The sequence below is a fragment of the Ruminococcus sp. CAG:330 genome (assembly GCF_000437175.1).
Lineage (GTDB): Bacteria > Bacillota > Clostridia > Oscillospirales > Ruminococcaceae > Ruminococcus_C.
Genome location: NZ_FR898092.1, coordinates 13,546 through 24,891 on the forward strand (window position 1 = coordinate 13,546; position 11,346 = coordinate 24,891).

12 protein-coding genes and 1 other RNA gene are annotated in these 11,346 nt (G+C 55.6%); 5 read left to right on the plus strand and 8 right to left on the minus strand.

What is annotated here, in order from left to right; genetic code table 11:
• The 7 genes from QZL66_RS11250 to QZL66_RS11280 all read right to left on the minus strand — a co-directional run.
• On the minus strand, nucleotides 1–101 hold a 101-nt coding region (locus tag QZL66_RS11250; RefSeq protein WP_293615163.1), incomplete at its 3' end, for an HPr family phosphocarrier protein.
• Between the two features lie 268 nt (nucleotides 102–369).
• Entirely contained in the window at nucleotides 370–1,065 is a 696-nt protein-coding gene (gene trmD, locus QZL66_RS11255; protein WP_022411818.1) for a tRNA (guanosine(37)-N1)-methyltransferase TrmD, read from the minus strand.
• Entirely contained in the window at nucleotides 1,055–1,570 is a 516-nt protein-coding gene (gene rimM / locus QZL66_RS11260; RefSeq protein WP_226944051.1) for a ribosome maturation factor RimM, read from the minus strand. The genes trmD and rimM overlap by 11 nt, the downstream gene beginning before the upstream one ends.
• A 51-nt stretch (nucleotides 1,571–1,621) precedes the next feature.
• Nucleotides 1,622–1,855, minus strand: coding sequence for a KH domain-containing protein (locus QZL66_RS11265; RefSeq protein ID WP_022411820.1), 234 nt, complete (start codon nucleotides 1,853–1,855; stop codon nucleotides 1,622–1,624).
• 135 nt (nucleotides 1,856–1,990) lie between these two features.
• On the minus strand, nucleotides 1,991–2,233 hold the full coding sequence (gene rpsP, locus QZL66_RS11270) for a 30S ribosomal protein S16 (protein WP_022411821.1): 243 nt from the start codon (nucleotides 2,231–2,233) through the stop codon (nucleotides 1,991–1,993).
• Between the two features lie 232 nt (nucleotides 2,234–2,465).
• Entirely contained in the window at nucleotides 2,466–3,887 is a 1,422-nt protein-coding gene (gene ffh / locus QZL66_RS11275) for a signal recognition particle protein (protein ID WP_022411822.1), read from the minus strand.
• A 36-nt stretch (nucleotides 3,888–3,923) separates the two neighbouring features.
• Nucleotides 3,924–4,283 carry a hypothetical protein gene (locus tag QZL66_RS11280; protein ID WP_022411823.1) on the minus strand — a complete coding sequence of 120 codons (360 nt, stop codon included), beginning with the start codon at nucleotides 4,281–4,283 and terminating at the stop codon, nucleotides 3,924–3,926.
• A gap of 273 nt (nucleotides 4,284–4,556) precedes the next feature.
• On the opposite strand from QZL66_RS11280, the gene QZL66_RS11285 reads away from it, so the two are divergent.
• Complete coding sequence (locus QZL66_RS11285; RefSeq protein ID WP_022411824.1) at nucleotides 4,557–5,141, plus strand: hypothetical protein; 585 nt, start codon at nucleotides 4,557–4,559, stop codon at nucleotides 5,139–5,141.
• A gap of 276 nt (nucleotides 5,142–5,417) precedes the next feature.
• Here the strand turns inward: QZL66_RS11285 and QZL66_RS11290 are convergent, their stop codons facing one another.
• Entirely contained in the window at nucleotides 5,418–7,451 is a 2,034-nt protein-coding gene (locus QZL66_RS11290; RefSeq protein ID WP_022411825.1) for a lectin like domain-containing protein, read from the minus strand.
• A gap of 1,034 nt (nucleotides 7,452–8,485) precedes the next feature.
• Between QZL66_RS11290 and ffs the strand changes: the two genes are divergently transcribed.
• From ffs to recR, 4 genes are all read left to right on the plus strand, one after another.
• An RNA gene (ffs, locus tag QZL66_RS11295) (signal recognition particle sRNA small type) lies at nucleotides 8,486–8,584 on the plus strand.
• A gap of 41 nt (nucleotides 8,585–8,625) precedes the next feature.
• On the plus strand, nucleotides 8,626–10,167 hold the full coding sequence (gene dnaX / locus QZL66_RS11300; RefSeq protein WP_022411826.1) for a DNA polymerase III subunit gamma/tau: 1,542 nt from the start codon (nucleotides 8,626–8,628) through the stop codon (nucleotides 10,165–10,167).
• Nucleotides 10,168–10,219: 52 nt separating this feature from the next.
• Nucleotides 10,220–10,573, plus strand: a complete 354-nt coding sequence (locus tag QZL66_RS11305) for a YbaB/EbfC family nucleoid-associated protein (RefSeq protein WP_022411827.1) — start codon at nucleotides 10,220–10,222, stop codon at nucleotides 10,571–10,573.
• A gap of 6 nt (nucleotides 10,574–10,579) precedes the next feature.
• Nucleotides 10,580–11,182 carry a recombination mediator RecR gene (gene recR, locus QZL66_RS11310; RefSeq protein WP_022411828.1) on the plus strand — a complete coding sequence of 201 codons (603 nt, stop codon included), beginning with the start codon at nucleotides 10,580–10,582 and terminating at the stop codon, nucleotides 11,180–11,182.
• The last annotated feature ends 164 nt before the right edge of the window (nucleotides 11,183–11,346 follow it).

Genomic DNA, 11,346 nt, shown 5'->3' on the forward strand with positions numbered 1-11,346 from the left:
CAGATCGAAGCCTTGAACTCATTGGCTTTCTGAATGAAAAAAGTTGCCGGTCTTGCGTGCAGACCTACCTGATTCTGTACTGTAACTTCTCTTACATACATAACTAAGCTCTCCCATCTGAAATTATGACGCAGGCGCCTGCATCATACATTGGATTTTTTCTACCATGTTTCCATTATACCGTCTTTTTTGCGTTCCGTCAACGTGTTTTTTGCAATATTTTCCCGATTTTTCGGAATTTTCTACGTGTTGACAGAACCGAAGATTCATTTCTTTCAAATCTTTGTGAAACATGACAACAAAACCAAAGCGTCAAAAAGGCATGCACATCGGTGAACACATTTTGTTAAACTATCACAAAGAAAACCGCTATTTTTTATCCAAATAGCAATCGTAAAGATCGGGGCGATGCGTCTTTGTGACCTCCAGACTCTGCGCAAGCCGCCATTCTGCGATGTTTTTGTGGTGTCCTGTAAGGAGCACCGGCGGGACTTCCTGCTCATGCCAGACCGCCGGACGGGTATACTGGGGATATTCCAGCAGCCCGTTGAAGTGGCTCTCGTCCTCGAAGCAGAGGGACTCCGGCAAAACGCCCGGCAGCATCCGTGCCACCGTGTCGATGAGCACCATTGCCGGAAGCTCGCCGCCGGTGAGTACGTAATCGCCGATGGAGATCTCCTCGTCTATTATGGTATCCAAAATTCGCTGATCTACCCCCTCATAATGCCCGCAGAGCAAAAATAAATGGGGCATTGCCGCAAGTTCCAGCGCCCGCTGCTGGGTGAGGACGCTACCCTTGGGGGAGAGGTAGATGCGGTGGGGCTGAGTACCCGCCTCTGCCTGCACCGCCTCATAGCAACGGTAGATCGGATCTGCCTGCATGACCATGCCGCGGCCTCCGCCATAGGGCACATCGTCCACACGGCGGTGCTTATCCAGCGTATAGTCCCGAATGTTCCAGCACTGTACGGTCAGTGCGCCGTTTTTCCGTGCCCGTCCCAGAATGCTCTCCGAGAGCACTGCCTCGCACATCTCCGGAAACAGCGTTGCCACATCAATCCTCATCGAACAGTCCCTCCAGCGGACGGATCTGCATGGTGCCGGCATCCAGATCGGTTTCCAGCACAACGTCCGGAATTGCCGGAATCAGGACGGTCTTTCCGGATTCGTCCCGCACCTCGTACACATCGTTGGCACCCGTCTGGAGCACATCGGTGAGCTTGCCGTAGCTTGCGCCGGTGTCGGCATCCAGCACCTCCAGCCCGATAAGATCCTGAATGAAGTACACGCCTTCCTCCAGCTCCACTTCATCCCGATCCATATACAGGATATGCCCACGGAGCTTTTCTGCCTCCTCCACGGTGCTGACACCCTCCAGACGAAGCAGCACATTGCCCTTTTGCAGACGGGCATCCGCCACCTGTACCGGCTTGTGCTCCCTGCCCAGATAGAGCGTTTCAAATTCGCAGAGAAATTCCGGATCATCGCACCACGGCACAACCTTGACATCTCCCCGCAGTCCGTGGACGTTGACAATTTTTCCGATTTCCAGATACTGTTTCATACGCATTCCTTTCCGCATATAACAACAGGCGAACATTGCTGTCCGCCCGTCCGTTTTTTAGTCGATCTCCACTGCGATCTTTTCGTTGCTCTTGGCCGCACCGGCACGCATAATGACACGAATCGCCTTTGCGATGCGTCCCTGCTTTCCGATGACACGTCCGGTATCCTCCGGCGCAACGTGCAGATGAAAGACAATGACACCCTCCTCGTTGGGGGCATCTTCTGTGATCTCAATAGCGTCCGGATTTTCCACCAATCCGGCAACAATGGTTTTCAGCAGTTCCTGCATGTTCCCAGCTCCTTTCTCATGTTCGGCCGATTGCTCCACTGGTCAGCCGTCCCGGCACGCTCTGCGCCAGACAGTTCACCGGCGGAGCAATCCTTGCGCCGCTCCTGCGGCACAACCCCGCACTTGGGCATACGCTTAGAGTACGCCTTCCTTCTTCAGGATTACCTTTACGGTATCGGTCGGCTGTGCGCCGTTTGCCAGCCAGGTCTTTGCCTTGTCAGCGTCCAGGCTAACAACGGTCGGCTCCTTGGTCGGGTCATAGTAACCGATCTCTTCGATGAAGCGGCCATCTCTCGGATAACGCTCATCAGCAACCACGATACGATAGAACGGAGCCTTCTTTGCGCCCATTCTTCTCAGTCTGATCTTTACTGCCATGTTAAAATTCACCTCCGTGTTGTTTCTTTGACATTAGGGCTTGTTTGAAAAATCCGTACATTTGCTAAAATACCCATAAATCACTGTCTGTGTCGTCGAAAATCCTTGTCAGGCGATAGCCTGCCTGCGAATTTTCTCCTAACATACAATCATTTCTGTGCATTTTCCCAAACATCGCTATTTTTCAAACAACCCCTTCAAATCTATGTCCAGCAGTTTCCTGCGGGATTGCTTATTTCTTCGGCGGCATCAGCCCCGGCGGAAGTCCGGGGATCCCGCCGCCTGCCATTCCCTGCAGCTGTTCCGGACTCATTGCCGAAAGCTGCCGCATGGCACGGCGGCTCATTTTGCCGCCCTTTCCCGTCGCCTTTTTGCCCAGCTGCTTCATCATCTTCTGCATCTGGTCAAACTGTTTCAGCAGACGGTTGACATCCTCCACCCTGGTGCCGCTTCCGGCGGCGATACGCCGCTTGCGGGAGGGGTTGATGATGGAGGGTTTTTCCCGTTCCGCCCTGGTCATGGATGTGATCATCGCCTCAATGCGGACGAACTGTTTCTCATCCACATCCACGTCCCTGAGCTTGTCGCCCACGCCGGGAAGCATATTGATGATGGAGCGGATGGAGCCCATCTTCTGAATCTGCCGGAGCTGATCCAGAAGATCGTTCATGTCGAACTTGTTCTGCTCCAGCTTCTTAGCGATCTTTGCGGCATCCTTTTCGCTGACGGTGCTCTCCGCCTTTTCAATGAGGGTGAGCACATCGCCCATGCCCAGAATGCGGGACGCCATACGCTGGGGGTGGAACTGTTCGAAATCGTCCAGCTTCTCGCCCATGCCCACGTACTTGATGGGCTTGCCGGTGACTGCCAGCACGGACAGCGCCGCACCGCCACGGGTGTCGGAGTCCAGCTTGGACATGAGCACGCTGTCGATGCCCAGCGCATCGTCAAACGCCTTTGCCACATTGACGGCATCCTGACCGGTCATGGCATCCACCACCAGCATGATCTCGTTGGGGTGCGCCAGTTTCTTCAGGTCTTTCAGCTCGTCCATCAGTTCCAGATCGATGTGCAGACGGCCGGCGGTATCCAGAATCACCACATCATGGCCGTGATCCTTGGCGAACCGCATTGCCTCCCGCACGATGATGCGGGGGTCGATCTGACCCATCTCAAAGACCTTGACGCCGGCACGCTCGCCCACCACCTGCAGCTGGTTGATTGCCGCCGGACGGTAGATATCGCATGCCACCAGCAGCGGATAATGCCCCTCTTTTTTCAGCATCTTCGCCAGCTTGGCGGCGTGGGTGGTCTTACCGGAGCCCTGCAGACCGCACATCATGATGACGCACGGCGGCTTGGACGGGAAGTTGATGCGTGCGTTCTCATTGCCCATGAGGCTGCACAGCTCTTCGTTGACGATCTTGATGACCTGCTGCGCCGGTGTCAGGCTGTTGAGCACCTCTTCGCCCACGGCACGCTCGGAGACCTTCTGCACAAAGTCCTTGACGACCTTATAGCTGACATCTGCCTCCAGCAGCGCCATGCGCACTTCCCGCATCGCTGCCTTGACATCGCTTTCCGTCAGCTTGCCGTGGGATTTCAGCTTTTTGAACACCTGATTCAATTTTCCGGAAAGTCCTTCAAATGCCATGTTGTCTCCTCCTCGCCTGTATTTCCAGCCGGCGCTTTACAGCAGCTTTTCTCCCTGCTGCACCGTTTCCAATGCCCGGCGGCATTCCTCCTGCACGGAGGCGTTGTCCGCCGTCTGCGACGCAATTGCCCGGATGGACTCGGAAAGCGCCGTGTAGTTCTCCCGCAGGGCGCACAGACGTGCCGCAAACTGAAGCGTGTCCTCCATTTTCAGGAGGATCTGTTCGCCCCGCTTGATGCCGTCCCGCACGCCCTGCCGGGTGATGCCGACCATTTCCGCAATCTCTCCCAGAGAGAGATCCGCACAGTAGTATAGCTCTGTCATGCGGTACTGGTGGGGTGTCAGAAACTCCCCGTAGCAGTCCAGCAGCATGGCGAACCGCAAATCCTTTGACATCCTGTGCCCTCCCTGTAAAAGCAATCTGCTTTACAAGTATACTCCATTTTTGCCGGTTTGTCAAGTCCGGTTTGTTCGTGATTCTGCACAAATTTCGGACTCTGCTTTTTCCGATTTGTCAATATATTTGCTTATTTTTCATGCTTTGTCTGCATTCGCCTTGACATCTTTCCGGTTTTCGCCTATAATATTGATAAGAATCGCAGTTTCCGACAGAAATTGTGCCATAGACGTGCGGTACCGGATACCGCACCAACAGAAAGGATGGGCATTATGACTTTTGATGAGATGTTTGCACAGGCAAAGGCACTGCTGGAAAACGCCAGTGCCAAGGACACAGACACCACCGTATCGGTGCAGTTTGATGTTTCCGGTGACGGCTGCGGCGCATTCTATGCGGTAGTTTCCGCAGACAGCGACGAGCTGACCATCGAGCCGTTTGACTATAAGGATCACGATGTACTGGTATCCGCAGATTCCGCTGCCCTGCTGGACGCTCTGCGCACCGCAGAAACCGCTGCGCTGGATCTCGCCGGCGAATGGGAGAAGATCGCCGCATTCCGCCGTGTTCTGGCAACCCTGCCGGCACCGGAAGAAAAGAAACCGGCGGCTGCGCCGAAGGCAGAGGCTGCTGCTCCGGCAGCTGCGGAGAAGAAGCCGGCGGCAACAGCTGTTGAGAAGAAGCCAGAGGCTGTCAAGCCGGCAGCTGAAGCTGCGGAAAAGAAGCCGGCGGCTGCTCCGGCAGCAAAGACCGCTGCGGTAAAGCCGGCGGCAAAGGCTACCGCTGCAAAGCCGGCTGTTTCGGCAAAGAAACCGGCTGCATCTGCCGCAAGAAAGTCTGCCAGAAAGAGCAAGTAAGAACCTGTCTTCACAAGCGTATACAAGTGCCTTCTCGGCAAATTTTGCTGCATCCTGCGTGAAAAATACTTGCCGGGCGACAGCCCGCCTGCGTATTTTTGCCTTGTCTGCAACAAAATTATGCTCGAAAATCCACATATATTTCTTGTGAAGACAGGTTCTAAGATATTAAACGATTCGACGGACGAGAACGGTATTTTGTATCCCATAAAAAAACCGGCTGTGACAGGCAATTGTCACAGCCGGTTTTGGTTTTCCTGTCAAGGCGACCCCGCACTACCGAATCAGCGTACTCCAGTCCGGCTCTTCTCCGGTCGCCTGAATTGCGTAGTATTGCAGGATGGCGAAAGCGTCATCCATTTCAATGGAATCGTTTCCATTCACATCCGCCGCCATCACCTGCGCCGGCAGCAGCGGACTCAGATTTCCGGCTGCCACATTGGAATAGGACTGGAGCGCCAGAAACGCATCGTCCAGCGTGATGTCCCCGTCCCCGTCCACATCGCCCTGTTTCCAGGTGGTGTTGGCGTACAGATAGCGTGGGTACTGAAGCACCTCCTCCTGTTCCAACTCTGCCAGCAGATTTCGTGCAGCGTTGTCCAGCAGCGGCTGCGCAGCGTTCTGCGGGAGCGCCGCCGCCTCGTTATACGCCTGATTCAGGCGTTCATTTCCGGCGGTTTCCAGCACATCGCTCTCCGAGACCGTCTGAAGCGCCGAGAGCAGCTGTGTCGGGTTGCTGCTGCCGTCGTTCTTAACGATCGCCTTGATTGCCATGTTGCCGATCTCGCCGCAATAAGGGTTGTCCGCACGGAATTTGGTGATATCCCACCAGTTATGGACGTTGTCCTGCAGGTAGCTCTGTCCCGGCAGAATGCTGTAGTGCCGGCTGAGGGTTTCCTCTTCCACAGACTCCTCCAGCGCCAGATACAGCGGTGCGCCCTTGCCGTTGGCACGGTCGGTGAGCTGCAATGTCACGGAAAAGCGGTCGCCCTTTTTCAGCGCCACAGGCGTCACGGGCACATTTTTATAACCGCTGTAGGAGAGACTGCCGGTGTTTCGGGTCAGCAGCTGTCCGTCTGTGGGATCTTTCGCATCCTGCGACAGACGATAGACACAGACGGTATAGTACGCAGTATCCGCATGCTCCATGTTGTCGCCGGCGTTGGGGAACATGACGGCGGTCAGTGTGCCGTCCTCCTGTGCGGTGAATACGTTGGCAGCGCATGGCGTGCGCAGACCGCAGTAGGACACAGTGCCGTCATACTGATAGCACGTTTCATCCTCTGCCGCCCGCATGTGCACGCTGCCGAACTCGCACAGGGACGGCTCCTCGTAGGAGATCCAGAAGTAGCCGTCATAGGCATCGTCGCCCCAGCTGTTCCGCACCAGCCATGCTCCGTCCTTCTTGGGGCGGCTCTCCAGCGCAAAATTCATGCGGGAATAGCTGTCGTCCCAGCCCACGATGAGCACGGCGTGGTCAGCGTAGGTTCCGTCGTATTGATTCTGGTAATAGCAGCAGGATTCCCCGTTGTCGTGGTACAGCGTCTGGTCAGAGTGGAAGGACACGCTGACCGCACCGCTGTCCATGAGCCAGTTTTTGACGATGGATTCCGAGCCGGATTCCAGCTGCCAGATGGTGTCGGAGCTTTCAAAGCGGTAGTAGGACACGAAGCGCTGGTACTCCGAATAGCCGAACTCCCAGCGGGAGAGCGGCGCATAGCAGTCCCGCTGTGTGCCGCTGCCGGAGGCGAGGGCTGCCGATGCAATCTCGATGTTGCCGCCGCCCAGCCCTTTCTTATCGTTGGCAGCTATGAGGTAGTCGCCGCTGGTGAAGTCCCCCGGCTGGTTATGGTCGGTAAAGGTGTACCAGCCCAGCGATGCCTCGGAGAAGTTCAGTTCGCCGTTTTCATCCAGCCACTCGTCCGGAATGTCCAGTCCCTGCTTCATGATGTTGGATTCGCAGGCACCCAGCGTGGAAAATGCCCAGCAAAGCCCTGTCGAGCCCTGATTCTTCGCCCTTGTGACATAGCTCGTCCCGTCCACATCCCGCAGGTCATAGCTGGACGGCAGATTCGCTGCACTCCGCAGCCCCTCGGCACCGGATACGGATGTTTTGGAAAACGTCTGCTCCGTGCCGTCCGCAGATGTCACATGCGGTGCAAGCCGTGCGCCGTTCTGCGTCAGGCTGGTGCGGATGATGTCCAGCGGTTCCGGCGTTTCCTGTACAGCTGCCGCAGGGACAGCCGCAAAAGGAAGACATGCGCACGCCAGCAGCGCAGCCATTGTGCGTATCACTCCATTTTTCTTCATAAAGACCTCCTAAATCGCATCTGCATGCCAGAATTCCCCGTGCAGATTTTTTCCGATGCTTCGGATGATTGTATATATTATACCATAATTTGTTGTACAAGTCAACAATTGCATTTGCTTTTTCACAAGTAAGCCCCTTGATGCAGTCACGAGGAGGTGGCAAAATCAGGAAAAAGCGTGCTGTAACGTGGGAGGGTTATTGTGCGGCAAAAAGCAGCATGGAAAAGATGACACGAAAGAACCCCTCTGAGCGTCTGTTTTTGTGATACGAAACCAACGGACACGGCACGCCGTGTCCCTACAAGAACAAAAAGCATCGTGCAGAAACAGAGAGAAACGAAGTCGTTTGATTCGTCAGGCTGCTCCAGCTGAGCGCAGCTGGCGAGGTGTTCTTAGAGGGCACGTGCCCTCTAAGTCGCCGTCCGCAGACGGCGAAATCCCGTGCCCATGCTTCTGGGCACACGGAGAAAGTGGGTGAGAAAAGCGACAGCTTTTCGAGGGCGGAGCGAACAAGACCGCTCCGCCCTGTGTCCCGCTTACAGCTCCTTGATTTTGAAAATATTCCAGTGGAATGTTTTCAACGGATTTCACATAACAAAAATAGAGAAAATATGCCTCCCTTGAAAGGGGAGGGGAACCGCCGTTAGGCGGTGGAGAGGTGTTCTAGTGAAATCTTTTATGTAATGTGTAAAGACGACCCCTCAGTCAGTGCTGCGCACTGCCAGCTCCCCTTTCAGGGGAGCCCTTACTTCCTCTTTTTCTTTGTTGTAGAGAACTCACGGACACGGCACGCCGTGTCCCTACAAGCACATTGAAGCATCATGAAAAGATTTCACCCCCTCTGCTTTCTGTTGGATCGCCGTGCCCCTAACCATATTTTACACCGGACACCCTGCGCCGGAATCTTCCTTTTTGAAAAAATGTTGCCGCCTGCGGATTTTTTTGAAAAAACACTTGCAATTTCTTTTTGGCTGTGTTATAATACAAGTATCTGATACGTGATGGTATTGGAAAACGGATTCCGGAATATAGGTGTGCGGGTCCTGTGCAACAAAGCACCGTGAACCATGTCAGGCGGGGAACCGAGCAGCATTAAGCGGATTGTTTTGTGTGCCGCAGTCAACCTGCACACCTATGTTCCGGAATTTTTTTCGGCATAGCGGGAGGTGCATCGATGTATCAGGCATTGTACCGAAAATGGCGGCCGCGCTCGTTTGACGACGTGATCTCACAGCCGCATATTACCACAGCACTGCGCAATCAGATTCGTGAGGGTCGGACTGCGCATGCCTATCTCTTCACCGGCTCCCGTGGAACCGGCAAGACCACCTGCGCACGAATTCTGGCAAAGGCGGTCAACTGCACCCGCAGCGCCGAGACGGGAAACCCCTGTCTTGCCTGCGACATCTGCCGGGATGCAGAGCTTGGCGCACTGGGCGACATCATCGAGATCGATGCCGCTTCCAACAGCAGCGTCGAGGATATCCGTGACCTGCGGGAGGGCACCGTCTATCTGCCGGAGCGCTGCCGTTATAAGGTATACATTATTGACGAGGTGCACATGCTGTCCCCCAGTGCGTGGGGCGCATTGCTGAAGGTCATGGAGGAACCGCCGGAATACGTCAAGTTCATTCTGGCGACCACCGAGGTGCACAAGGTGCCGGCAACCATTATTTCCCGCTGCCAGCGGTATGATTTTCACCGCATCCGCACCGCCGATATTGCCGCAAGGCTTCAGCACATCGCCGAGGCAGAACAAATCGCATTGGAGCCGGAGGCAGCGCAGCTGATCGCCCATCTTTCGGACGGCGGTATGCGTGATGCCCTCTCCCTGCTGGATCAGTGCGCCTCCTGCGGCGACCAGATCACGCCGGCGTTTGTCACTGCCACCGCAGGCGTTGCCGGACGGGACAGCATCTTCGCCATTCTGGAGGCCATCCAGGCACAGGATACCGCAAAGGCGCTCGCCCTCACCGGCGCACTCTACGACCAGTCCAAGGACATGGTGCGGCTGTGCGAGGAGCTGCTGGAACAGCTTCGCAACATGATGCTGCTTCGTGCCGGTTCGGGACAGCCGGAACTGCTGACCTGTCTGCCGGACGAACTGCCCAAACTCCAGCAGCTGGCGCAAAACGCAACGCTGGATACCATTCTGGGACAGATTTCCTGTCTTCAGGACTGCCGGGAGCGCATGCAGCGAAATCCTGCCAAGCGGGTGGAACTGGAGATGACGCTGATCCAGCTGGCATCCCCGCATCCGGTGACGGCAGCGGTTCCCACCGCTGCGGCAGCACCCCAGCCCGCTGTGCAGCAGCCTGCGCCGGCGGCACCGGAAACGGTGACAGCGCCCGCAGCCGGGGAAGCACCGGCGGAAAAAGCAAAGCCGCTGTCGGCGGCGGACTTCCGCCCCGTGGGAAACTGGGCGGACATTCTGGCGGAATACCAGAACGTCAATCCGGCGGTTTCCGGCAGTCTGGCGGAGTCCTGCGCCTATGTGGCAGGAAACACCATGCTGATTGTGGCAAAGAACCGCTTTTTTCTCACGCTGCTCAAAAACAAAGAGCACGCACTCTCCCTGCGAAAGACCGTCCAGCAGTTTCTGGGCGTGGAGTACAACATCCGTGCACGCTGTACGGAGGCGGAACAGCAGGGCTCCAGGGCGCAGGCTATCATTCAAAAAGCCATTGACAGCAAGTTAGATACTGCTGTTGAATAGAGTGGACAAAAACCAGGATAGAATCAAGAATATCAAAGGAGCGAATTTTCTCATGAGAGCAAGATTACCGAAACAGAACCAGGGCGGTGCGCAGAACATGAATGCGATGATCCGTCAGGCACAGAAGATGCAGGACGAGATCTCCGCACTGCAGGAGGATATCGAGGGCCGTGAATTTACAGCAACCGCAGGCGGCGGTGTTGTAACCGCTGTGGTATCCGGCAAGAAGACGCTGCTGTCTCTGGAGATCAAACCGGAGCTGGTAAACGGAGAGGACAGCGACATCGAAATGCTGCAGGATCTCATTGTCAGCGCAGTGAACGAGGCAGTCAACCAGGTTGAGGAAACCACAGAGAGCGAAATGAGCAAGATCACCGGCGGCGTTTCTCTTCCGGGTCTGTTCTAAGGTTCGATGCCATCTTATAATGCACTGCCGCTGGAGCTGCTGGCGGAGGAATTCGCCAAGCTTCCCAGCATCGGCATGAAAACCGCACAGCGTCTGGCATACTACATCATCTCCCAGCCGGAAGAGGATGTACAGGCGTTTGCCGATGCGCTGGTGTCGGCAAAGAAAAAGATTCATCCCTGCCCCTGCTGCCAGAATCTCACGGATTTAGAGCTATGTTCCATCTGTGCCGACGACACCAGAGATCACAGTATCATCTGCGTGGTAGAGGGACCGAAGGATGTTTCTGCCCTGGAGCGCACCGGAGAGTACACGGGCGTTTATCACGTTCTGCACGGACTGATCTCCCCCATTGACGGCATCATGCCGGACAAGCTGCGCATTCGGGAACTTCTGGCACGGCTGCAAAAGGGCGGTGTGCAGGAGGTCATCATGGCGACCAACCCCACCGCAGAGGGCGATGCCACTGCCATGTATCTGGCGCAGCTGCTGGAACCGCTGGGTGTCAAGGTAACACGTCTGGCGTTCGGGCTGCCGGTTGGCGGTATGCTGGAATACGCCGATGACGTAACGCTGTTTAAGGCGCTGGAAAATCGAACGGCGATGTAATCGAAAACGAAAAGCGGAAGCGACTCGGATTGTCGGGGGCTTCCGCTTTTTTGCTGTAATGGAACATGGCACGCCGGAACAAAAGGCATCGTGCAGAAACAGAAAGAAACGAGGTCGTTTGATTCGTTAGGCTGATCCAACTGAGCGCAGTTGGCGAGGTGTTC

Bases quoted from the DNA above. Each gene is read 5' to 3' on its own strand.
- trmD (WP_022411818.1), bottom strand. From the start codon at position 1,065: ATGAGGATTGATGTGGCAACGCTGTTTCCGGAGATGTGCGAGGCAGTG.
- rimM (WP_226944051.1), bottom strand. From the start codon at position 1,570: ATGCGTATGAAACAGTATCTGGAAATCGGAAAAATTGTCAACGTCCAC.
- QZL66_RS11265 (WP_022411820.1), bottom strand. From the start codon at position 1,855: ATGCAGGAACTGCTGAAAACCATTGTTGCCGGATTGGTGGAAAATCCG.
- rpsP (WP_022411821.1), bottom strand. From the start codon at position 2,233: ATGGCAGTAAAGATCAGACTGAGAAGAATGGGCGCAAAGAAGGCTCCG.
- ffh (WP_022411822.1), bottom strand. From the start codon at position 3,887: ATGGCATTTGAAGGACTTTCCGGAAAATTGAATCAGGTGTTCAAAAAG.
- QZL66_RS11280 (WP_022411823.1), bottom strand. From the start codon at position 4,283: ATGTCAAAGGATTTGCGGTTCGCCATGCTGCTGGACTGCTACGGGGAG.
- QZL66_RS11285 (WP_022411824.1), top strand. From the start codon at position 4,557: ATGACTTTTGATGAGATGTTTGCACAGGCAAAGGCACTGCTGGAAAAC.
- QZL66_RS11290 (WP_022411825.1), bottom strand. From the start codon at position 7,451: ATGAAGAAAAATGGAGTGATACGCACAATGGCTGCGCTGCTGGCGTGC.
- dnaX (WP_022411826.1), top strand. From the start codon at position 8,626: ATGTATCAGGCATTGTACCGAAAATGGCGGCCGCGCTCGTTTGACGAC.
- QZL66_RS11305 (WP_022411827.1), top strand. From the start codon at position 10,220: ATGAGAGCAAGATTACCGAAACAGAACCAGGGCGGTGCGCAGAACATG.
- recR (WP_022411828.1), top strand. From the start codon at position 10,580: ATGCCATCTTATAATGCACTGCCGCTGGAGCTGCTGGCGGAGGAATTC.